This is a genomic window from Leptolyngbya sp. BC1307 (assembly GCF_002286735.1).
Taxonomy (GTDB): Bacteria; Cyanobacteriota; Cyanobacteriia; order Phormidesmidales; family Phormidesmidaceae; genus Phormidesmis.
In genome coordinates this window covers 174,344-195,690 of the sequence record NZ_NRTA01000005.1, presented here as the reverse complement: position 1 = coordinate 195,690, position 21,347 = coordinate 174,344, and the positions used below count along the sequence as shown (strand labels likewise).

The window sequence follows — 21,347 nt, the reverse complement described above, 5'->3', positions numbered from 1 at the left end:
TCACGGCTTGACACCGAGATGGTTGAAGTCCCTCGGACTCTATTCAACGCCTGGTCTGACTTGCTTTGCTATGCGGCTTAACGGATAAAGTCGAGCTAAGGCGTAGTTGAGCGATCACAGCACTATCTCAGCTATCAGCAGCGCTTACAACCAGGCGACTTCGCTAGCAGGCGCTAGCCCCTCGTAAAGTTGCCAGGCTCGATAAAGCGAGTAAAAATAGGGCACCATCACGAATACGGTCGAGCGAAACCGCCTACGGAGCGCGCTGACAACGCCACAAATCATACAGAGGGCAGAGGCTAGCAGTCATGCCCTACCAGACAATGAGATCTAGTTTTTATGTTGATGCTATGGCTGTCATCTCGCCCCATCTCAAACAAACAAATGCGGGCTATTCGTATTCTGGAGATCTATCTGATCCTCTGGTAGACGCACCTGCTCATCTGCTGGACGGTGCTATTGATATTGCCAACTACGCAGCGAGTCATGCGGCGGATGTGGACTGTGTGGGTGGGTTTCCGGCAAAAGAGTTTGAGCGGCTGGCTGAGGCTGGCTTTCTCATAGCGCCGCTTCATTCAGATCGAGGCGGCTCCGGTTTAGGCTTTCAGTCCAAACGAATCGGGATTACGCTGCAAATTCTTAAGCAGATAGGTCGCGGTAATCTGTCGTTGGGCCGGGTATACGAGGGGCATGTGAATGCGCTGCAGCTGGTTCAAACCTTTGGCTCGCTGCCGCAGGTACGGAAATTTGCTCAGGATGCCCGCGATCGCAAAATCTTTGGTGTTTGGAATGCTGAAGCTGAAGATGGCGTTAAGCTGCTGCCCGCCGGAGAGGGCCGCTATCGGCTGACAGGCAGCAAGACATTTTGCTCGGGCTGTGGCTATGTAGAGCGGCCTTTTGTCAATGGCACTCTGCCAGATGGCGGCTGGCAAATGTTTATTGTGCCGATGGAGCAAGCGAGTGTAAAGGTTGACCCGGACTGGTGGCAGCCGCCGGGGATGAAGGCTTCGGCTAGCTATAAAGTCGATTTTACGGGGGTGGAGCTAACGGCGGGGGATCTGATTGGTCAGCCCGGCGACTACTTTCGCCAGCCCTGGCTAACGGCGGGTGTGATTCGCTTTGCGGCGGTGCAGCTAGGTGGGGCCGAAGCGCTGTTTGACGCGACTCGCATTTATTTGCAGAACATGGGACGGATTGATCATCCGCATCAGCAGGCGCGGCTCGGGAAGATGGCGATCGCCCTCGAACAAGGCCATCTCTGGCTGCAGGGTGGCGCGGCTCAGGTGGAACGCTATGCACCTGTTTTTGGCGGCTTGCCAGGAAAATCACAGACAGATCCGGCGCAGCTAGTGGGCTATGCCAATATGGTGCGCACCGCCATTGAACAGATCTGCATAGACATGATGCAGCTAGCCGAACGCTGTATTGGCACCCGAGGGCTGCTGCCACCACACCCGATGGAGCGCATTATTCGAGATTTGACGCTATATCTGCGGCAACCCGCGTTCGATATTGCCTTGACCGGGGTGGGAGAGCATGTACTGGTACAGACAGAGCCTGCTAGAGAGCTGTGGTCATAGTCATGGGCGGTTCCTCTACGGTGACAGCTATCGAATCTTTGCCGCTGCGTTCGGCAGATGAAGCGTTTTTGGGCTGCCAGCGAGCGGTTGTCGTCGCGCCTCATCCAGATGATGAAACATTGGGATGTGGGGGAGCGATCGCGCTGCTTCAACAGCGTTCTATCCCTGTGCATGTGCTGGTCATGAGCGATGGCACTCAGTCTCATCCTGATTCAAAAAGCTATCCTGCTGATCGGCTCAGAGTGCAGCGAGAACAAGAAACCTGCGCCGCCCTAAAAGGATTGGGAATCTCCGAACCAAAAGTCACTTTTTTTCGCTGGCCTGATACTGCGGTACCGGGCCTGGGCGATCAAGATTTTGCGACAGCGGTTGACCTGTGCTCCGAGTCTCTTCAGCGCTGCCAGCCGTCGCTGCTATTTGTGCCGTGGCAACACGACCAGCACTGCGACCACCGCGCTACCTGGCAAATTGTGCAGCAGGCTGTTTCAAATTGGCCGCAGCCACCCCGACAGGTTGTTTATTCCATTTGGGGCGATCGCGCCGCCGGCTTACCAGCATTACCCCCAGGAGAAACCGGGTGGCGGCTCGATATTCGCGCCGTCGTAGCGGTCAAACGTCAGGCTGTGATGGCGCATCAATCACAAACAACCGACTTAATCAATGACGATCCGAGCGGGTTTCGGCTGACGCCTGCCATGTTAAACAATCTCATTCAACCGTGGGAAACCTATCTAGAGGTCAAGTAATGTCGCTATCTCAGCAATCTGATGGGCAATCACTGCCGCCGAGCTACTTCGAGCAGATGTATGCCGCCGATCCGGATCCGTGGCAGTTTGAAACCAGTGAATACGAAGCCAAAAAATACGCAGCAACGCTGGCTGCTCTGCCCAAAGCCTACTACCGCTCTGCTCTAGAAATCGGTGGCTCAATCGGCGTTCTAACCGAGAAGCTCGCAGCTCGCTGTCAGTCTTTGCTGTCGCTAGATGTCTCAGAGCAGGCGCAAGCGCGCGCTAAAGCACGCTGTTGTGATCTATCTCATGTCGAATTTGAGATCATGCAAGTTCCTCATCAATATCCGCCTCGCACCTTTGATCTGACTCTGGTATCAGAGGTTGGCTACTACTGGGGATGGGATGATTTGCCTCAGGCGCAGCAGCAGATTGCCCAACAGCTCGAACCAAACGGACATTTACTGTTGGTACACTGGACGCCGTATGTAGAAGAGTATCCGCTGACGGGCGATCAGGTTCACGAGGCTTTTTTGTCGCAGGTGGGCACTCTCTGGCGTCCTTTAGTCAGTCAGCGAGAAGATCGGTATCGACTGGACCTGCTGGAGCGTCTCTAAAATGACCTGGGGAGCCCAAAGCGGCGTTTGCCCCCCTGTCCGATGCTGGCGTAGCACCTGTAATCGCTGACGCAAGTGCATGTTGGCAAAACTGATCTCGGTAGCTGCCCGAGAGGTTGCGTAGTTGCTATTTTGCTTTTGCTTAGCGCTGATTGCCTCTACCAGTAGCCCAAACGTGGGCGCAGCCTCGATCTCCTGGCGCAGCCGAGCCTCAGAAAGCCCCAAACTTTTGGCCAGTAGTTTTGCATTGTACCCGTAGGTTCGGATGGTGAGGCCGTGGAGACCGCCCCCCTGTAGCGCCGCCCAAATCTGCCGTAGCTGCCGGCGCACTAAAATGCGGGCTTCAGTCAGTTGCGGTGATTCGACCCGGTAGTGCTGCCGACTGGCCTGAGCCAACTCTTCTAACAGCTCCGCGAGGCCACCAGTGGCCCTGCCTGTCCGCCGGGCGCTGGTCACCACGCGCACGTCTATGCTATGACGAATTTTGGCATCGGCCTGCTGTAGCTGGCGATACAGCGCAACATCTTCTTCTTCTCTAACGCAGGGCAGACCCCCCACCCGACCGTACATCTCCGCTAAAACTGACATATTTGCGCCGTAATATTGAAAGTGCCGGGGCCAGCAGTCGTGAGGCTGCGGATCTAAGAAAGCCTCTATCTGAGACGTGAGATACCGATGGGCCAAACGACGCAGATAGTGAAGCGAAATATCCTGGTTGATCTCTACAGCGGCGGCTCTTTGCGTCAGGATACGCCCACCTACGGCATCTACTCCCTTGTCAAATTCCTTGAGTAGAGTACTAATCCAGGTAGGAGAAACTTCTGTATCTCCATCGGTAGAAGCAATGATGCGTCGATCCAGTCCAATTGTAGAGAGCCGCCGATAGGCTTCATTCATGACCATTTGGCGAGCTTTACCGACGTGAGCTTGAGCAGGTGGCAGGTTGACTTCTAAAACGTGAAGCTGAAGGGCAGGGTAGGTTTTACTGAGAGAACGGGCGATCGCTGCCGAATCATCGCTACAGTTATTCGCCAGTACCAAGAGTTCGTAGCTGTTGGGATTGATCGGTTGGCCCTGCTCGTTGACTTGGTGGGCGATCGCCTCGATCATCGCGGGTAGGTGACCGGCCTCATTACGAACCGGAACAATGACACAAACGCGACAATCTTGAAGCGGAGATGTGGATGTCAAAGGAGGGAGATTGTCCGGGCACAGTTCTAAACGGGGCTGATGAACAGAAAGTGCGGGCGTGATCGAGTGATACAAGAGAGAAGCATCCTTACAAACGGAATTTCTCAAATTCTTGCAACTCTGCTCTATTTGTTCCTCTCTACAAGGTTGTATCTCTTGTAACAGACAGTGATGAATTGAGCAAAGCACTCACAGCGCCAGACTTTACCCGCCTATCATTGGCTGCGCCAATTTCAACAGCCCGTACAGAAATTTTAATGATTTCATGGGACGACCCAAAGTTCGTCCTGATACCCCCAGAGCGACCAACAGAGCAACCAAGTGTCAGCCAGTATCAACTGCCATGAGACCCCATATCTGTCATTGATCCATCTGTATTTTTTGCTGAAGGGATAGGCGTTCAGCGTTACGAGGATCTCTCTGCCCTGTGAGAGATCCGTGTAGATAGAGACAATTTCTGCTTCTGTTAGTCCTGACCTGACTTCACGTCTGCCTTAAGCGCTAGCATTAGCTGCCCCGGTAGGTGCTGTAAGACCAGGGCGAGCACAGCAGCGGCACATGGTAGTGCGCTGAGACATCGGCAATACCAAATCGGATGGGCACTACCTCCAAAAAAGGAGGATCGGGCAGTTCAGAGACTTTAGACTTGAAGTAGGCATTTACGGCGAACCGCAGCTCATAGATGCCTACTTTAAGGTCGGTATCTGCCAGCAGAGGAGAATCGGTACGGCCATCTGAGTTGGTAGTTACCGTCTTGATCAAGCTGGCTGCCTGCAAAGGGTCGATCTGCCACAGCTCAATCTCTAGCCCAGCCGCCGGACAGCCATGTGCGGTATCTAAAACATGCGTTGTCAGTTTGCCGGTCATCGCTACCATTCCTATTTCTCTTAAAAGCGTTCTGCGAAAAAGCGTTCTGCGAAAAAGCGTATTGGGTTAGGCCGAAGCAGCGATGCTGTTCTACTTTAAGGGGCCTTGAAGAATCAAACCCGAAATCGCACCGATAATGGTGTCTCCATCCGCATTGGCCAGGTTGTCGTACCATTCTTGCGTGCGATCAGGGTCTTTGCCGTGAATCATATCGGCGCGTTTGCGAGCCTTGAGAACAACCTCGGCTGTGCGATCGCGTCTCAAGCCCTCATATCGCTTTAGCGCGTCCGCCACGCCCAAGTTGGTCGTCAGCAGCGAATTCGCTAGCACCCAGGCATCTTCAAACGCCTGACAGCCGCCCTGCCCCAAATCTGGCGTAGCACTATGGCCAGCATCGCCAATGAGCGCCACCCGCCCTTTGACAAAGGCGCTGAGTGGGTCGATATCGTGAATTTTGACGCGGTTAGTGGCATCCGGGTCTAGCTGAGCAATCAGCCGCTGTACCGGTTCAGCCCAGCCCTCAAAGTGTTCGGCGAGTTCGGCCTGTAGGTCGGCTGGCGGCTCAATGTCATAGTCAAGCGGCTTGTCAAAGAAAAAATAGAAGCGATCGCCCCCAACTGGCATCATCGAGGCCCGCTGACTGTCGCCCACGTAAATCACCCAGCTCTCTTTATCGGCCAGTTTTTTATCTGCCTCCACCAAGCCATTCCAGTTCACATAGCCCGCGTATCGCCGCTGTGTCGCGTGCCCCAAAACATGCTCACGAACAACCGAATGGGTGCCATCCGCACCGACGACAATATCGCCTGAAACCCGACTGCCATCTTCAAAAATTGCAGTCGCCTTGTCTTCAGTTTGTTCAACAGCAACGCACTTGGAGCTTAGATGCACATCTTCTTCTCCAAAAGCCGTCAGCAGCATCTGCTGCAAGTCGGTGCGCGAAACCGGATAAGGGTGTTGTCCGACGGCTTCTATCAGCGGTGCCAGGCTAAAATCTGTCAGCGTTTCTCCTACTTTGTTGATGTAGGTCATGCGGTTCATGGGCCCGCCGATCTGGGCGATCTCCTTTCCTAAGCCCAGCCGGTTCATCACTTTGACGCCGTTAGACCAGAGAGAAATTCCTGCACCTGCCGGTTTGAGTTCTTGCACTCGGTCATATACTTCGACTTCGTAGCCCGCATGACGCATGGCGATCGCCGTCGCCAGCCCGCCCATCCCCGCACCGATCACTACCACCTTTAGATTATCCATTGCCTACTCCGCATCATCCTGTTTTAAAAGCTGACTGAAAAGCCCATCAGCCCTTATGCAACTATCGCTCATTTTTCCATCATAAAAGATATTCATCAAAAGGCATTGAGTTTTCACTGGCTGAGTTTGTTCATGTTGAACATTATGGTGGCTTCGTATCTTGATATCTTGAGCGGCAGTATCCGGCTACATTCAAGTTAGAGCTAATGGATTGAGCAGACCTTATTCGGTGCGATAGGTAAAACAATCGATGAAACAAAAAGACGAAGTTACAGAGGATCTCAGAATAGACGTGTCTATGCAGTCTGGAGAGCCCCTCATAGAAGAAGCGACAGCAACGACACCCCCTAAGTCAGACTTGATCTACGGACTAGAGGCCGTTCCGCCGCTGAGAGAAACAATTTTTGCAGCACTTCAGCATGTGATGGCCTGCTTCGTCGGCATTGTTACCCCTTCTTTGATTATCGGGGGTGCTCTGCAGCTGCCCCCTGAGACAGTGGCCTATTTGGTCAGCGCGTCTCTTTTTGTCTCGGGTATTGCTACTTTTATTCAGGTCAAGAAGTTGGGGCCTGTTGGTTCAGGGCTGCTGAGCATTCAGGGGACTAGCTTTGCCTTTATTGGCCCAGTCATCGCGACAGGTTTGGGGGTGACCGGTGCTGGCGGAACGCCAGAGCAAGCCTTGGGCACCATCTTCGGCATGTGCTTCCTCGGCTCTTTTATTGAAATGTTTCTCAGCCAATGTTTACAGTTTGCCTCTCGCGTGATTACGCCGCTAGTCACAGGCACAGTGGTTTCTCTTATTGGTTTAACGCTGATTAATACGGGCATCACCGCGATGGGAGGCGGGCCTTTAGCTAGAGAAAACGGCACTTTTGGCAGCCCACAGAATCTGGGACTGGCCTTTTTGGTGCTGATCATGATTGTGGTGCTCAACAGCTCTAGAAATATCTTTTTGCGGATGGCTTCGATTGCGATCGCCCTGATCACCGGCTATATCGTCGCGCTGTTTATGGGCATGGTCAATCTCAGCAGTCTCAGCGGGGCCTCTCTATTTTCTCTCCCGATTCCCTTCAGGTTTGGCTTTGGGTTTGATGTCATTGCCTTTATTCCTTTTGCCTTTCTGTTTTTGATTACTACTATCGAATCGATTGGTGACCTCACGGCGACCTCTGCGATTTCGGGCGAACCGATTGCGGGCGAAGTATACATGCGCCGGATTAAGGGCGGCGTTTTAGGTGACGGCGTTAACTCGCTGATCGCAGCCTGCTTTAATACCTTTCCGAACACGACTTTTAGCCAGAACAATGGGGTGATTCAGCTCACGGGTGTCGGTAGTCGCTATGTCGGGTTGTTTATTGCTGGCTTCTTTTTACTGGCCGGACTCTTTCCTATTATTGGCGGTGTGATTCAGGCGGTACCGCAGCCAGTGCTCGGGGGCGCAACGCTGATCATGTTTGGCAGCGTGGCTACAGCCGGTGTTCGCATTCTCTCGACGATTACCTTTACCAAGCGGTCAGCTATCATCCTGGCAACCTCTTTGGGCTTGGGCGTTGGGGTCACCTACGCACCAGACATCCTAGAGCAAATGCCAACGCTGGTGAAGAGCATATTTTCTTCGGGTATCTCGACGGGTGGCCTCACCGCACTACTGCTCAATATTTTTTTGCCGGGTCGCGAAGAAGTCGAATAGGTCAACGGGCTACGGGCTAGACTGACAAGCCATCTAACAAACCCATCTAACAAACCAGAGAGACAATCGCTGTCAATAGCTGGTCAACCTCTACTGGCTTAGCGAAATAGGCTTGAAACCCCGCTGCGATCGCCTGCTTTTCGTACTCTGGGCTGGCATAGGCCGTGAGGGCGATCGCCGGAATCTCACCGCCCTGCTGAGCGGGCCGCTGGCGGATCTGCCGAATCAGCTCATAGCCATCTAAATCAGGCATACCAATATCGCAGATCAGCAGGTCTGGAATTGACCGGTCTAGCTGTTGCAGACAGTCCAACCCTGAGCTTGCCTGGATGACCCTGGCCTGTTTGTCTGCCAAAATCTCAGTGACAATCAGGCGCGAATCAGGATCGTCATCTACGATCAAAACTTTGAGCTGCGCCAAACTGCCCGTCTGACAGCTTGCAAACGCATCCGCTTGGGCAACGGCAGCGCCCCGCATCAAAGGCAGTCGCACTGTAAACACGGTGCCCTGATTTTCTCCTGGGCTCTCTACGCTAACGGTGCCCCCATGTAGCTCGCTCAGCTGACGCACAATCGCTAGCCCTAGTCCTAGCCCGCCAAACTGCCGGGTGAGTGTGCTATCTGCCTGACGGAAACGCTCAAACACATAGGGTAAAAACTTAGGCTGAATGCCCACCCCCGTATCACTCACCTGAATACAGGCCTGGTCGTCAATGGCGGCTAAGCGAACGGTGATTCGCCCCCAGGCAGCGGTAAACTTGACCGCGTTAGAAAGCAAGTTCCAAACGATTTGCTGCAGGCGGGTAGGATCGCCCTGTACCATCACGCCTGACTGTAGCGCCGTCTTGACCTGTAATGATTTAGACTGCGCGGCTAGCTGCACAGTTTCTAGCGTCTGAGTAACCACGACTTTTAAGTCAACCGGTTCAGCCTCAAGCTCTAGCTTGCCTCGCAGCATACGAGCGATATCGAGAAGATCCTCAATCAGCTGCGTTTGCAATTTGGCATTGCGCTCAATCGTTTCTGCTGCCATCTCTGTTTTCTCAGGCGACAGCTTTCCCCGTCTGAGCAGCGTGGCCCAGCCCAATATAGGGTTTAGCGGCGTTCTTAGCTCGTGAGAGAGTACGGCCAAAAACTCGTCTTTTACTCGACTGGCGTACTCAGCCGCTTGCCTGGCCGTTTGCTCTTCCTGCAAAGCTTTAGAAAGCGCCGCTTCCGCCTGATGCAGATCGCTAAAGTCGCGAATGCTCACCAGCACTTCGTTGAGCCCTAAAGGCACAATTCGCACCTCATGCCGGCAGGGTTTATCCTCTATTTCTAGCTGAAATTCATAGCGCTGCATTTCTCCAGTGGCGATCGCTTTTGCCGCTGCTGCCAACCGCCGCTCAGCAACTGGTGGCGAGAGAATATCACGAACGTTTTCACCGATCATCTCCGCTGATGTCTGGCTCAGCGGGAAATTGCCAGCTTTCACATCAAGGTAGGTACCGTCTGCGCGCATCCGAATAATCAGATCGGGCAGCGCTGAAAGAATGGCCTGATTCAAAGCTTCGCTGTGGCGCAGCGCGTTAGCAGTCTGCATACGTTCGGTGATATCGACCCCCGAAGGCACCAAATATTCCACCTTGCCAGCATCGTTAAAAACCGGTGTCAGGCTGAAGTCGATAATCATGAGCTGATTATCAGCCACTCGAACTTGCGTATCGTAGCGAATGGTTTTGCCCTGCATTGCCTGCTGGATGGCGGCGCGCAGCTTTGCTTGGGCCCCGGGCGAATGTGCCCACCAGTGGGTCTCTTCAAACGGTAACCCCAGCACCTCTTCAGGTTTCAGGTCAGCGGCGTCCAGCGCTAGCTGGTTAACTTCAGTCAAAATACCGTCAGGGGTGACGACGCCGACGTAGCTATTGAGGCTGTTGATTACCTGGCGGAGCTTTTGTTCACTGCGACGCAGAGCGCGTTCTGACTGCTTGCGTTCGGTAATGTCCCGGCTGATGCCAGCAATGCCAAGCGCCTGGCCATTGTTATCTCGCCAGACAAATTTGGTAGTGAGGAGCGATCGCGCCTCTCCAGATTGAATAATCTCTTCTTCATAGCTAACCGACTGACCCGAGCGCAAAACCCGCTGATCGTCTGCCTGAATCTGCCGGGCGATCTCCGGCGAGAAGAGCGCCTCATCGTCTTGCCCGACCATTGCCTCGACAGTGGTGTGCAGCCAGCTAGCCGCCGCCTCATTAGCCAGAATGTATTTTCCCTGCAGGTCTTTGACAAATACGATATCAGGCATACTCTCCGTCACCGCTCGGAGAATCAGCTCAGCATGAGAAGGGGCAGCAGCAGAAGTTGAATTTATCATGATATTTTCAAGCTCTGGAGTAAACCTGTGCCCAGGGCTGTTACCACGGCGATTGTAATGCTTGATACTGTATCGTCCTAAGATAGAGTTGTGCAATCTGGTGAAATGACTTTTGTATATTCATCTAACAGAGCAGTATCCCACCTAGTAATTTGTACGAAACCGTACAATGTAGACATCTATCTAAAGAGCTATTTTCTCCTATTTCTACTCTGCCGGCTGAGGTCAGTTAAACCCGCTAAGCGGTCTTCCTATCGGGACAGATAGTCAACCAGTCATCATCTGCGTATGAACAGAAAGCTCAGATAACCAGACCGTCGGGGGTTTATATAGTCGCCCGATCTGTGCGATTGGGTTCCCCCTAATTGGGGATGAAGATTATTAGCAAACAATCAAATATAGGACTCAAGAGATTTGGATTTAGAGACAGATCTCTCTCAATGCTGTTGAAAGATATTAGGAGAACCTTATGCCTACCGAACTACACCGCGCCGTTGGACTGTTTTCTAGTCGTCGAGATGCAGAGGCTGCGCTCATGCAGCTTAGAGACAGCGGCTTTAATATGGACAAAGTCTCTGTGGTTAATAAAAATGCTGAAGCCGATAGCATGCATGGCGCGGCTGTCACATCAGAAAAAGATAACAAGATCGCTGAGGCCGCCGGCAAAGGAGCTAAGATTGGCGGCATTGGCGGGGGTACCATTGGGCTGATCGGCAGTCTCGGCATATTGGCGATTCCGGGGGTTGGCCTGATCGCTGAACTCGGCGTATTGCTGGCAAATACGGTGCTGGGCGGTGCGATTGGTGCCGCTGGGGGTGGCTTGGTCGGAGCGCTAGTCGGCTGGGGTCTGCCTGAAGATAGGGCTCAGTACTATAGCGATCGCGTCAACAAATCAGGCGACTACCTGGTCATGATTGAAGGTGACACCGCTGATATTCAGAACGCCCAAACTGTTCTTACGAACAATCGCATTAGCGACTGGCAAACCTTTTCAGCCACGACCGATACCCGCACCGACGCCCGCTTAGACAGCAAAACCCGGCTAGAGCCGCCGGCTACTGGACACAGTATCGGCTAGACGAACTGGGCTAAGCGATCGCCAGCAGCTCACACAGCTGCTGCGCTGTTGCTGGCGCAAGCAAAACGCCGTTGCGATAGTGACCGGTTGCCAGGATGACATTGCTGATATTGCCTAGCGGCTTAATGACCGGGGCCGGTTGGCCTACCGGACGAGGCCGCAGGCCGCTCCAAGTTCTGAGGATTTCGGCTTGAGCGATCGCGCCGCAATACCGTTCTCCCCCCTGTCGTACAGCCGCTAACCGCTCAGCTTCGGGCAGTAGCACTCCTTGCTCGGGAGGGAATTCTACCGTCGCGCCTAGCCAGTAGCGTCCCTCTCCTAGCGGCACCAGATGTACGTCATCGCCATTAACCACTGGCTGAAAATCTGCTTTCCCTAAAACCCGCGACAGCTGAATCTCCATAGCCTGACCCAGCACCGGCATCAGTTCTAGGGGCTCATCATCTTTTCCGCTATTCTCTTTTCTGCTATCTCCCGTTAATTTAGTCAACGCTGCTGAACCCAACCCGGCTGAAAGCACAACCCAATCTGCCTCAAGATCGCCCTGCACCGTTTGAACGCCTCTACACTGCAGTCCTGCCATCTGTAGCCGCGTAACTTCGGTATTCCAGCGAAAGGCCACGCCTCGGGCCGCCGCCGCCGCGACTAGCGCCTGTGTCAGGGCTACCGGATGCACCTGCCCGTCAGCGGGTGAATAGATGGCTGCCTTCACAGAGGCTAGCTCAAGCGCTGACTGACTAACAATGTCAATATGCGGACAGCGGGCCTGTAGCATTTCAGGGCTCCAAATTTCCAATGGCCAGCCCTGAGCGTGACGCTGTTCTTTTAGCGCTTGCCAACGAGGCAGCTTGCTCTGATCAAAGCACAGACTCACAATCCCGTCGGTGTTAAACGGAACGGGGTATCCCTGCAGCGCTAGCTCCGCGATCAGCGCCCGATAGCGGCGAGTACTGGCCTCGCGCAGTCGCCAGGTACGCCCTTTTGTTTTATGGCTGATGACGCCCATTAGCACGCCCAAAGCCGCCCCTGTAGAGCCCTGAGCTGACAGCTGCCGGTCTATGACAACAATGTCTGCAGAGACTTTATGGCTTAGCTCATAAGCTGCCAAAGCGCCTACCACACCGCAGCCAACAATTACGATCTTAGGGTTTGTCACCATTGGAATCTAGAGAATAAAAAACAGAGAATGAACAACCACCCTCTGTTGATAATTATGAGCTTTCACATCATCAGGTTTCCTGGTTTAAGTAGGAAGCCTCGATGGGGTACTCGCGCTAACTTGCTGCGTTCATGTCGTTAGGCGTCAGTTTTTCGGCCTCTGCCTGAAACTCGTCTGAGCCGCCGTCTAGCAGGACTGGCGCACGCACCATGTCTTCTGGCTCAGCTCGCACTTCTTCAGGGTCAGGAATGGCCGTCGTCATTTCGTAAACGCTGGGCTCCTTTGTTTCTTCTGCTTGCTGGCGAGCCCCTTCAGGCAATAGCGTGAAAAACGCATCGAAGTCGTCTACAAATTCGCCATACTGAGCGATCGCGCTGTCATAGTTGCGTGCTTGAGAGGCTTCATCCAGGTTTTGCAGGTGGCCCAAAATGTCATCCGTGAGGAACTTGGCCTTTTCTTGATCTTCAGGCAAAAGCTGATTGCTCAAGCGCGTCAGCTCAGAGCGCAGTTGGCCTAGCGGCCCGTGGGTGAAATTATCTACATTGATCCAGTTGTCTTTTTCAATGTACTTGGCCAATTCAGGCAATCGCTCGCGGGTCGCCTCAATGCGGTTGACGTAGTTTTGCAACTGGGTAATTTTTTCGGGCGTGTAGGTGGGGGCTTCAGCGGCTGGGCCGCCGCCGCAGCTCACCAAAAGGGTGGCGATCGCTGCTAGCAAAACGCCTACCACGGCTCGATATGGTCTCATGGAAAACCTCGTACTCGATTCTAAGATTGCGTTACTCAGTGTAAATCACAGTGTCTTTAGATCAAACGGCCTACGGAGCCAGAGGCCGCCACAGAGCATCCGCCATCCGACAGACATCGCGCATTTGAGGCCCGTCATGTACTCGCAAAATGTCGGCCCCGTGGGCGATCGCACAGTCGCAGGTTGCCGCCGTTCCCCAAGCTCTAGCGTTAGCCTCCGGCTGATTGATAATTTTGCCGATAAAGCTTTTACGCGAAGTGCCCACCAAAATCGGACAGTTCAGAATTTTCAGCTTCTCTAATTCCTGCAGAATAGTGATATTTTGCGCTGCCGTCTTCGCGAAGCCAATACCCGGATCGATGGCAATCTTTTTCGGATCTACACCAGCCGCGATCGCCCGATCTGCCTGTCCTGCCAAAAAACTGACGATCTCTCTCATGAGGTCTTCGTAGTCTGTCATCTGCTGCATGGTTTCGGGCGTGCCGCGCAGATGCATTAATATCAGCGGCGCGTCGAACCCGGCAGCCACTTTGAAGATATCGGGTTCAAACGTGCCGCCAGAGATATCGTTAATCATGTCAGCGCCCGCTTCTAGCGCTAGCCGGGCAACTTCGGCCCGGGTCGTATCGACCGATATCGGAATTTCTCTGAGCCAGTCGTGATTGGTGGCGCGGATGGCTTTGATGATGGGTAAGAGGCGATCGCACTCCTCCTCTACAGAAATTGGCCTGGCTCCGGGCCGGCTAGACTGCCCGCCAATATCGAGAATGTCCATCTCCGCTTCTACTAGCTGCTGCGCCTGAGCCAGCGCCGTCTCGACCGTGTCAAACTGGCCCCCATCGCTAAAGCTATCTGGGGTAACGTTGAGCACGCCCATTAAATAAGTACGGCTACCCCAGTCAAACCGCTTGTCTCTAATCTGCCACGACTGCGCCGCTGCCGCCTCAGCCTGCCCCTCTTCTACAAACAGCCTGGCCAGCCGGTTATAGGTACCCGGCCCCAAATACTCAGGGTGAGCCCGCAGCCGACCGTACACCCACACCGGTTTGCCGCCCTCTAAAATACGAATGTCTTTAAACCAGCTTTTGAGCGAAGGCTTCATCGAATTCGCCGTCTCTAGCGCGTCCGTCCATCGTTCAAATGTTTGCTCAAATCCGGGCGTTACTATTTTAAAAGCCATGGCTCCAGCTTATTTTTCCTCTGCAGCAGACTTTATTTATACACCGCCTGAGACCGCCAAAGATGCGCTACGCATCCTGGTCAAGCCCAATTTAGGCTATCCGGTCGGGCCACCGGTCACCGTGAGCATGGCCGTACTGAGCAAAGTGCTGGCAGGCTTACGCCAGGCCAACCCCACCGCTGAAATCCTCATCGTCGAAGGCGTCTGCTCCAAAGTTTCCTTAGCTGATATCGCCGAGCGTCACGGGCTCCCCCACCTGCTAACAGAAGGCATCCGCCTGCTCAATGCCGACGAGTTAGACTGCGTAGAATATCCGAACCAGTCGCCTGCACCCGTACGCTTCAAAACCATGCTAGCGCCCAAACTGCTACAAGAAGTAGACTGTCGCATTTCTGTTGGCGCTTTCAAAAAAACGCATCTCAAAGGTAGCTCTCTCATTTCTGCCTCTCTCAAAAATCTCTACGGGCTCTTCCCGCGCGCTAAATACAAGGCCCGCAGCCCAAATTCTCGCGGTCAGCTCCACCGCCCCTCGGTCCCGCTTGTCCTGCAAGACATTTACTTCACTATCGGCCACCTGTTTGATGGCGGCGTGGTGGACTGCACCCAAAAGTTTGTCAGCCCCGACTGGAAACCCGACAAGGGTAAGACTATCGACATCGGCCAGATTATCTGGGGCGATGATTTGCTAGCAGTAGACCGAATGGCTTGCCAGGTAGGTAATGAAGCCGAAGCAGACTATCTATCGCCAATCGATCAGTTGCGCATCTCCTCATCTACTTGAGGGTGATCGCCCCAGTTAGTTATGACGCCTCAAACTCAACCGCCTCATACAGGTCTGCTAGCGTTATCTCTACCGCCACCGACGACAGCTTCAAGCGAGCCTCTAACCCGCTATATTCTGTAAACAGCCATTGATTTTCCGCCTGCTTCACATAGTGCTCTACCCGTGGCTGATACTGGCTGACCAGCAGATACTCCTGAAACGTTTCAATGGTGCGATAGTGCGCAAATTTCTCTCCCCGATCGTAGCCCTCAGTTGAGTCGGAGAGCGTTTCTGCAATAAAAATCGGGTTCATCACCGTGTCTTTACGACCCGGTTTGAGCGCTGGGGGTCGCGGTGTTATCATCACATCTGGGTAAGTATGAAGATTAGCTTCAGGAATCCAGAGCCGCTGGTCGGTCACAAAAATGCTGTAGGGCTGTTTCCTCAGCGCCATTGTTAGCAGAACGACCAACATGCGCGTAATTTCGTTATGAGCTGGTGTTCCCCCGGTCATCTCAACAATTTCTCCATCTCGAAACTCACTGCGAATATCAGACGTTACCTCCAAGGCCAGGTATTCCTCAGCGGTGTAGTTTTTTTGGAGATCGGGCGATCGCTCCGGAGATAAAGATACAGTCATGACACAGCGCGCTTTACAGGCGACAGAACAGCTACCCCTAGATTATATAGAGATTGTCTCTAAGCATTCAAAAGAGGGGGCATACGAAAGAGTGCCCCCTTTGCCTCTGGTTCTTCTAATTTTACCGGTGACTATTGCGGGGCGATCGCCTCCCGCAACAAGAGACAGCTTTAGCCACGTTCCACTGCGTAAACTGCCTGTAGCCGGTAGTCACTGCCCGGTGATACCTCAATCACCTCGTTCTCAGCATTTGCAGTCTCTACACAAATAAACCGCTGATAGTCCTGTTCTTCTAGGTCAGCCATCTTCATAGAGATCTCTTTCCACGGATTCCAGACGATGGCCGTGTGGCTACCGGTCGTAGCGATGCGAATGCGCCGTCCTAATGCCCCATCATCCACAATTAGCTCAGGCGGCACATCCATATAGATTCGATCTGTTTCTTCGGAGATTGCGATCGCCCCCGACTGCGTCTTTTGAGCGCCGCCGTCTGCTTTATCCAGGTAGGTCTTATCTTCTAGACCCAGCACCCGCACTTGAGTGACATCGCCAATCGTGAAATAAGCATGAAATGCCTGAGTAATGGAAAAGGCTTCGTCGCCAGTATTTTGAGTAATCAAAGTAACCCTGAGCTGAGTCCCCACCAAAATCTCCATCACCAGCTCAAAGCGATGCGGCCAGATTTCTAGAGTCTCTTCGTCAGCCGTCACCCCTAGCCTAACTTTCGTCTCGCCATCGGGCGTTTCCTCAGCGCTCAGCAGCGACCACATCCGGTTCCGAACAAACCCATGACTAGCCCGGCCTAGCCCTTCCGGGTCGGGGCCAAACCACGGCCAGCAGATAGGAATTCCCCCTTTCGTCGCCTTCCCTGTCTGATAATAAGCATTCTCACTGACAAATAAGAGATCTTCAGTCTCTCCATTTGGTTGAAAAGACAGAACCTGCGCCGAATAAACAGAAATCCTGGCTTTAGCTCTTTTGTTATCAACTTCAACGACCGGGAATCCGCCTTTACCTTCAATTATTTTAAGCTGGTTAGGGATGCCAAATTCTTGATTGAGCTGGTCAACGGTCATACTATCTGCCTGAGGAATCTTACCTACCCATTTAAGCTTGATTGCCGACTGGGTTCAAGTTACGGCAATACGCTATGGCGCGAAACAGAGAAAACTGCCCGTCAACGCTCAAGCAAATGTCAAGACTGATTGATCGCCTCAACGCTATCGATGTTCTTCAGAGTTAGTCCCTTACAGGTGCGTTTAATCAGACCCGTCAGCACCTTGCCAGGGCCAACTTCCACCACGGTCTCAATGCCTTGCTCAGGCAAATTCAAAGAAATTTCTCGCCACCGCACAGCGCCCGTCATCTGCTGCGCTAGCCGTTCCTTTAAGATCGCCGCTGTCGTCTGTGGACTCGGATCTACGTTAGACATAACAGGCATTTTGGCGTCTCGAAAAGGCACCTCGGCCAGCACAGTTTCAAATTCGCTGGCAGCTTCCGCCATCAGCGGCGAATGAAAGGCCCCGCTGACGTTTAGCTTCACTGCTCGCTTAGATTTAACGCTCTCCATCACCGCTTCTACCGCTGCGGGTATGCCCGAAATAACAACCTGACCGGGGTTGTTGTCATTGGCAAGCACGACACCTTCGGTCTCGGCAATTTTGGCATCTAGCTCATCGCGTTTGAAGCCCATCAGTGCAGCCATCGCCCCGGATGAGGCTTGAGACATTAGCTCAGCGCGGCGTTTCACCAAGCGCAGGCCAGCGGCAAAATCAAATACGCTGGCTGTGTAGAGGGCGGAGTATTCGCCCAGGCTGTGGCCTGCCACTACCTCAGGTGGGTTGCTCGCAGCCAACAGCAGATCTGCCAGCGCACATTCAACCACATAAAGGCACGGTTGGGTATAGAGCGTGCTCGCCAGCTTGTCTTCGTTTTGGCAGACTTCCAGCACTGACCAGCCCAAAATATCGGTTGCCTGAGCTAGCTGGTCGCGGCAGGTCTCAGCCAGGTCTACGCCCATCCCGACCGCCTGTGACCCTTGCCCCGGAAATACCCATGCAGTTTTTGTCATTGTGATGCAGTTTTGTCCGGTAGCTAGCGGCGTTTAATCGGCTCGCTAGGATTTACTGACCCCATTTTAAGATGGCAGCGCCCCAAGACAAACCCGCGCCAAAGCCAGATAGCGCTAATGTGTCGCCCGGCTTGATTTTGCCAGCGCGCACCCATTCGTCAATTGCAATCGGAATCGAAGCCGCGTCAGTGTTGCCGTGCTTGGCCATATTGCTGACGACGCGCTCAGCCGGGATGCCTAAGCGTTGGGCGACCGCATCGAGAATGCGCTGATTGGCCTGATGGAGAATCAGCCAGTCGATGTCGCTGGTGGATAGCCCCGCATGAAAGAGCGCTTTTTCGAGCACTTCGGGCACTCGCTTGACGGCAAAGCGGTAGACCTCACGGCCATTCATCGTAATCGGGACAAAGCCGCCCTTTTGGGTGGTTACCTCGTCTGCCAGCGGCGTCGATTCGTGCTGGTAGGTCGCGTTTAAGCAGTCGTTTAAGCTGCCGTCGCTGTGCATTTCAAAGCTGAGCAGGCGATCGCTCTCTTCACACCGCTGCATCACCATCGCCCCGGCCCCGTCGCCAAAGAGAACGCAGGTACGGCGATCGCGCCAATCGGTCAGCCGCGAAAGCACATCTGCGCCAATCACCACCACATTTTTATAGGCACCAGTGCGAATAAACTGAGCGGCAGTCACCAGCGCAAAGACAAACCCCGAACAGGCCGCTGTGATATCGAAAGCAACCGCCCGGCTCGCCCCGATCTCATGCTGAATCTGGCAGGCTGAGCCAAATAGGTCATCGGGTGTGGAGGTGGCCAGTAAGATCAGGTCAATATCTGCCGGGGCGAGATTGGCTTGGGCGATCGCTGCTGCTGCTGCCTGTGCGCCGAGCGATCGCACCGACTCATCTGGCCCAGCAATATGGCGCTGGCGAATGCCGGTACGAGTGGCAATCCACTCATCGGAGGTATCGACCACCGCTGCAAGCTGGTCATTGCTGAGAACGGTTTTCAGCTGGGCAGACCCACTGCCTACAAACGCGACCCCAAAGGTCTGCTGACGGCTAGGCTTGCCAGAGGCGTCTATCTGCTGAATCATTTATTCACCTTGAGCTATTCACCTTAAGCTATTCACCTTGAGCTGTGGCTGCGACCTTGTGATACTGCCCTTTAATCCGATCCAATACCTGATTATCGACCGCATCTTTGGCCAGCCGAATCGCGTTAAAAATAGAGGGAGCCCGAGAGCTGCCGTGACTAATCACCGCAATACCAGCGACGCCCAACAGCAGACCACCGCCATGCTCAGCGTGGTCTACCCGCTGCTTAATCCGCTTTAAGTTTCCCTTGAGCAGAGTACAGCCTACCTTTCCAGCGATGCCCTGTGGCAGCTCTTCACGCAAAATTTGCAAAACCGATTCGCCCACGGCCTCGGCAAACTTGAGCAGCACATTGCCGACAAAGCCATCACACACGATCACATCAAAATCGCCAGAGAGCACATCGCGGCCCTCAGCGTTGCCGACAAAATTAATCGACTCGCGCGCAGCCAGGGTTTTGTACACCTGCACGGCCACTTCATTGCCCTTACTCTTCTCTTCGCCAATATTGAGCAGCCCTACTCTAGGGCTTTCGGTGCCTAGCACATAGCGAGAATAGACGCTGCCCATTACAGCAAACTGCTCTAAATACTTAGGCCGACAGTCAACATTAGCGCCCACATCTAAAACCAGCACCGGCTTACCGGCAATCACCGTCGGAAAGACCGCGCCGATCGCTGGCCGGACGATGCCCTTAATCCGGCCTAGCCGCAGCAGCGCCGCCGCCATCGCCGCCCCGGAGTGACCCGCCGATACCACGCCATCGGCCCGCCCTTGCTTAACTAGATCCATCGATACATTGATCGAAGCGTTGGGCTTACGGCGCAGCGCACTCAGCGGCTCCTCGTGCATTTCGATGGTGCCCTCAGCTGGCACAATTTCGATTTGGCGCAGCAGGTCACTCTGTGAGACTGAGGCTTTGATCTGCTCTGGATCGCCCACTAGCAGCACTTCTACGCCTAGCTCTTCTTTTGCCCTGATCGCACCTGCGACTACCTCAGCAGGGGCATAGTCGCCGCCTGTTGCGTCTATTGCAATGCGTACCGGCTGTGAATTCATCAAAGCTCTGTCCTTTAATCTGGCCCACAGACCGGGCCAATAGAAACTTTAAGAATTCTATCAGACTAATCTTCCTGCGTCCGTTAATACGCCCTGACTACTCCTCGCCCGGTTCGACAATGCGCTGAAATAAGTAGCCCGTGCCTCGCGCTGTCAAGATCAGCTCAGGGTTACTGGGGTCATCTTCTAGCTTGGCCCGCAGCCTGGAGATATGCACGTCAACGACGCGGGTATCAACGTGGCGCTCGGGGGTGTAGCCCCACACTTCCTGCAAAATTTCGGAGCGAGAGAAGGGCTCACCCGAGCGGCTCACCAGCAGCTCTAGCAGGCTAAACTCCATCCCGGTCAGGCGAATGCGCTCATCACCTTTGTACACCTGACGCTTGTTGGTATCGATGCGAATATTGTTGATCGTGATCACACCGGAGCTAGGAATGCCGGAGGCTCCCGTTTTCTCTACCCGGCGCAGCACAGAACGAATGCGCGCTTCTAGCTCTTTGGGCGAAAAAGGCTTAACAACGTAGTCATCTGCGCCTAGCTCTAGGCCGGTGATGCGATCAGCCACATCGCCTAGCGCCGTCAGCATGATGATGGGGATATCTGACTCTTTGCGCAGCTCCTGACAGACGCCATAGCCATCGAGCTTCGGCATCATCACATCGAGTACGACCAGGTCGGGAACGGTGTTGCGAAATGTTTCTAGCGCCTCTTCTCCATCGGCAGCCGTCACGACATCGTAGCCAATCATAGAGAGGCGAGTTTCCAAAATCCGGCGAATGCTGGCTTCGTCATCGACAACCAGAATTTTTTCTTTAGCGCTTTCCAAAGCTCTCTAATACTCCTAATAAAGTCGTGGCTGGGTTGAGGTCGTGGCTAAAACAAACGTACAAGATAAACGAATAAGAGTTAATACCTGATATTACGTTTAACAACCCAATTTTGCGTGCGTATTCGCAGATAGCTATCGTCTCATACTTGATTATATGTTGCCGAATCCATCTCAAGCGCCCCGCATAAGAGGCGTTCAGGGTTTCTTAAGGTTTTTGACATATTCAGGCAAACTGATACGAATCGCTACAGCACAGGCTAGCGCTAGCGTTTAGATTAAGGAAAGTTACCAACTGAGGGTAAATTACTGACTTTTCCCGCTATTTGCCTTCGTTTTTTGGCTGCTGTTTTTGCAAAGAATTGTGTAGCGACAGCGGCTGCTTCTCAGGAAAAAGTTGGGTTTTAAAAAGTTGGGTTTATAGATAGCTCATTAGACGGCTCGCTGAAGCGAGACCA

20 protein-coding genes are annotated in these 21,347 nt (G+C 53.6%); 6 read left to right on the top strand and 14 right to left on the bottom strand.

The window, feature by feature from the left end; genetic code table 11:
* The first annotated feature begins 350 nt into the window (after positions 1–350).
* The 3 genes from CKL79_RS05245 to CKL79_RS05235 are packed head-to-tail and all read left to right on the top strand — an operon-like array spanning position 351 to position 2,925.
* Positions 351–1,580, top strand: coding sequence for an acyl-CoA dehydrogenase family protein (locus tag CKL79_RS05245; protein ID WP_121968545.1), 1,230 nt, complete (start codon positions 351–353; stop codon positions 1,578–1,580).
* 2 nt (positions 1,581–1,582) lie between these two features.
* Positions 1,583–2,326, top strand: coding sequence for a PIG-L deacetylase family protein (locus CKL79_RS05240; RefSeq protein ID WP_121968527.1), 744 nt, complete (start codon positions 1,583–1,585; stop codon positions 2,324–2,326).
* Positions 2,326–2,925: an SAM-dependent methyltransferase gene (locus CKL79_RS05235; protein ID WP_121968526.1), complete on the top strand. Its 600-nt coding sequence runs from the start codon at positions 2,326–2,328 to the stop codon at positions 2,923–2,925. The genes CKL79_RS05240 and CKL79_RS05235 overlap by 1 nt, the downstream gene beginning before the upstream one ends.
* On the opposite strand, the gene CKL79_RS05230 is transcribed toward CKL79_RS05235, so the two are convergent.
* The 4 genes from CKL79_RS05230 to hpxO all read right to left on the bottom strand — a co-directional run bounded on the left by CKL79_RS05230 (position 2,872) and on the right by hpxO (position 6,234).
* Entirely contained in the window at positions 2,872–4,116 is a 1,245-nt protein-coding gene (locus tag CKL79_RS05230) for a glycosyltransferase (protein WP_170943976.1), read from the bottom strand. The two genes, CKL79_RS05235 and CKL79_RS05230, sit on opposite strands and share 54 nt — an antisense overlap.
* Positions 4,117–4,379: 263 nt before the next feature.
* Positions 4,380–4,571, bottom strand: a complete 192-nt coding sequence (locus CKL79_RS24335; protein ID WP_121968544.1) for a VOC family protein — start codon at positions 4,569–4,571, stop codon at positions 4,380–4,382.
* A gap of 52 nt (positions 4,572–4,623) precedes the next feature.
* The gene (uraH, locus tag CKL79_RS05220; RefSeq protein ID WP_121968543.1) at positions 4,624–4,983 is read right to left on the bottom strand and encodes a hydroxyisourate hydrolase; all 360 of its coding nucleotides are present in this window, start codon (positions 4,981–4,983) and stop codon (positions 4,624–4,626) included.
* Between the two features lie 90 nt (positions 4,984–5,073).
* Positions 5,074–6,234 (bottom strand): FAD-dependent urate hydroxylase HpxO, encoded by a 1,161-nt coding sequence (gene hpxO / locus CKL79_RS05215; protein ID WP_121968524.1) that lies wholly within the window; start codon positions 6,232–6,234, stop codon positions 5,074–5,076.
* 298 nt (positions 6,235–6,532) lie between these two features.
* On the opposite strand from hpxO, the gene CKL79_RS05210 reads away from it, so the two are divergent.
* Positions 6,533–7,924 carry a nucleobase:cation symporter-2 family protein gene (locus tag CKL79_RS05210; RefSeq protein WP_121968542.1) on the top strand — a complete coding sequence of 464 codons (1,392 nt, stop codon included), beginning with the start codon at positions 6,533–6,535 and terminating at the stop codon, positions 7,922–7,924.
* A 46-nt stretch (positions 7,925–7,970) separates the two neighbouring features.
* Here CKL79_RS05210 and CKL79_RS05205 read toward each other — a convergent pair whose 3' ends face one another.
* On the bottom strand, positions 7,971–10,277 hold the full coding sequence (locus CKL79_RS05205; protein WP_121968523.1) for a PAS domain-containing protein: 2,307 nt from the start codon (positions 10,275–10,277) through the stop codon (positions 7,971–7,973).
* A gap of 469 nt (positions 10,278–10,746) precedes the next feature.
* On the opposite strand from CKL79_RS05205, the gene CKL79_RS05200 reads away from it, so the two are divergent.
* A complete protein-coding gene (locus CKL79_RS05200; RefSeq protein WP_121968522.1) occupies positions 10,747–11,355 on the top strand; it encodes a hypothetical protein in 609 nt (202 codons plus the stop codon).
* 10 nt (positions 11,356–11,365) lie between these two features.
* Here the strand turns inward: CKL79_RS05200 and CKL79_RS05195 are convergent, their stop codons facing one another.
* From CKL79_RS05195 to folP, 3 genes are all read right to left on the bottom strand, one after another.
* Complete coding sequence (locus CKL79_RS05195) at positions 11,366–12,514, bottom strand: FAD-dependent oxidoreductase (RefSeq protein WP_121968521.1); 1,149 nt, start codon at positions 12,512–12,514, stop codon at positions 11,366–11,368.
* A 115-nt stretch (positions 12,515–12,629) separates the two neighbouring features.
* Positions 12,630–13,262: a photosystem II protein PsbQ gene (gene psbQ / locus CKL79_RS05190; RefSeq protein ID WP_121968520.1), complete on the bottom strand. Its 633-nt coding sequence runs from the start codon at positions 13,260–13,262 to the stop codon at positions 12,630–12,632.
* Positions 13,263–13,332: 70 nt separating this feature from the next.
* Positions 13,333–14,442 (bottom strand): dihydropteroate synthase, encoded by a 1,110-nt coding sequence (gene folP / locus CKL79_RS05185; RefSeq protein ID WP_121968519.1) that lies wholly within the window; start codon positions 14,440–14,442, stop codon positions 13,333–13,335.
* Between folP and CKL79_RS05180 the strand changes: the two genes are divergently transcribed.
* Positions 14,441–15,223: a DUF362 domain-containing protein gene (locus tag CKL79_RS05180; RefSeq protein ID WP_121968518.1), complete on the top strand. Its 783-nt coding sequence runs from the start codon at positions 14,441–14,443 to the stop codon at positions 15,221–15,223. The genes folP and CKL79_RS05180 overlap by 2 nt on opposite strands.
* Before the next feature lie 19 nt (positions 15,224–15,242).
* On the opposite strand, the gene CKL79_RS05175 is transcribed toward CKL79_RS05180, so the two are convergent.
* From CKL79_RS05175 to CKL79_RS05150, 6 genes are all read right to left on the bottom strand, one after another.
* Positions 15,243–15,845, bottom strand: coding sequence for a Uma2 family endonuclease (locus CKL79_RS05175; protein ID WP_121968517.1), 603 nt, complete (start codon positions 15,843–15,845; stop codon positions 15,243–15,245).
* Positions 15,846–16,015: 170 nt separating this feature from the next.
* On the bottom strand, positions 16,016–16,921 hold the full coding sequence (locus tag CKL79_RS05170) for a D-hexose-6-phosphate mutarotase (protein WP_121968516.1): 906 nt from the start codon (positions 16,919–16,921) through the stop codon (positions 16,016–16,018).
* Between the two features lie 119 nt (positions 16,922–17,040).
* Positions 17,041–17,916: an ACP S-malonyltransferase gene (gene fabD, locus CKL79_RS05165; RefSeq protein ID WP_121968515.1), complete on the bottom strand. Its 876-nt coding sequence runs from the start codon at positions 17,914–17,916 to the stop codon at positions 17,041–17,043.
* Positions 17,917–17,968: 52 nt separating this feature from the next.
* Positions 17,969–19,003, bottom strand: a complete 1,035-nt coding sequence (locus CKL79_RS05160) for a beta-ketoacyl-ACP synthase III (RefSeq protein WP_121968514.1) — start codon at positions 19,001–19,003, stop codon at positions 17,969–17,971.
* 28 nt (positions 19,004–19,031) lie between these two features.
* Positions 19,032–20,063: a phosphate acyltransferase PlsX gene (plsX, locus tag CKL79_RS05155; RefSeq protein ID WP_121968513.1), complete on the bottom strand. Its 1,032-nt coding sequence runs from the start codon at positions 20,061–20,063 to the stop codon at positions 19,032–19,034.
* A gap of 97 nt (positions 20,064–20,160) precedes the next feature.
* On the bottom strand, positions 20,161–20,889 hold the full coding sequence (locus CKL79_RS05150) for a response regulator transcription factor RpaB (protein WP_121968512.1): 729 nt from the start codon (positions 20,887–20,889) through the stop codon (positions 20,161–20,163).
* Positions 20,890–21,347 lie beyond the last annotated feature (458 nt).

Bases quoted from the DNA above. Each gene is read 5' to 3' on its own strand.
- CKL79_RS05205 (WP_121968523.1), bottom strand. From the start codon at position 10,277: ATGATAAATTCAACTTCTGCTGCTGCCCCTTCTCATGCTGAGCTGATT.
- CKL79_RS05210 (WP_121968542.1), top strand. From the start codon at position 6,533: ATGCAGTCTGGAGAGCCCCTCATAGAAGAAGCGACAGCAACGACACCC.
- psbQ (WP_121968520.1), bottom strand. From the start codon at position 13,262: ATGAGACCATATCGAGCCGTGGTAGGCGTTTTGCTAGCAGCGATCGCC.
- CKL79_RS05160 (WP_121968514.1), bottom strand. From the start codon at position 19,003: ATGATTCAGCAGATAGACGCCTCTGGCAAGCCTAGCCGTCAGCAGACC.
- uraH (WP_121968543.1), bottom strand. From the start codon at position 4,983: ATGACCGGCAAACTGACAACGCATGTTTTAGATACCGCACATGGCTGT.
- CKL79_RS05200 (WP_121968522.1), top strand. From the start codon at position 10,747: ATGCCTACCGAACTACACCGCGCCGTTGGACTGTTTTCTAGTCGTCGA.
- CKL79_RS05240 (WP_121968527.1), top strand. From the start codon at position 1,583: ATGGGCGGTTCCTCTACGGTGACAGCTATCGAATCTTTGCCGCTGCGT.
- CKL79_RS05195 (WP_121968521.1), bottom strand. From the start codon at position 12,514: ATGGTGACAAACCCTAAGATCGTAATTGTTGGCTGCGGTGTGGTAGGC.
- plsX (WP_121968513.1), bottom strand. From the start codon at position 20,063: ATGAATTCACAGCCGGTACGCATTGCAATAGACGCAACAGGCGGCGAC.
- CKL79_RS05245 (WP_121968545.1), top strand. From the start codon at position 351: ATGGCTGTCATCTCGCCCCATCTCAAACAAACAAATGCGGGCTATTCG.
- folP (WP_121968519.1), bottom strand. From the start codon at position 14,442: ATGGCTTTTAAAATAGTAACGCCCGGATTTGAGCAAACATTTGAACGA.
- CKL79_RS05175 (WP_121968517.1), bottom strand. From the start codon at position 15,845: ATGACTGTATCTTTATCTCCGGAGCGATCGCCCGATCTCCAAAAAAAC.
- hpxO (WP_121968524.1), bottom strand. From the start codon at position 6,234: ATGGATAATCTAAAGGTGGTAGTGATCGGTGCGGGGATGGGCGGGCTG.
- CKL79_RS05170 (WP_121968516.1), bottom strand. From the start codon at position 16,921: ATGACCGTTGACCAGCTCAATCAAGAATTTGGCATCCCTAACCAGCTT.
- CKL79_RS05180 (WP_121968518.1), top strand. From the start codon at position 14,441: ATGGCTCCAGCTTATTTTTCCTCTGCAGCAGACTTTATTTATACACCG.
- CKL79_RS05235 (WP_121968526.1), top strand. From the start codon at position 2,326: ATGTCGCTATCTCAGCAATCTGATGGGCAATCACTGCCGCCGAGCTAC.
- fabD (WP_121968515.1), bottom strand. From the start codon at position 17,916: ATGACAAAAACTGCATGGGTATTTCCGGGGCAAGGGTCACAGGCGGTC.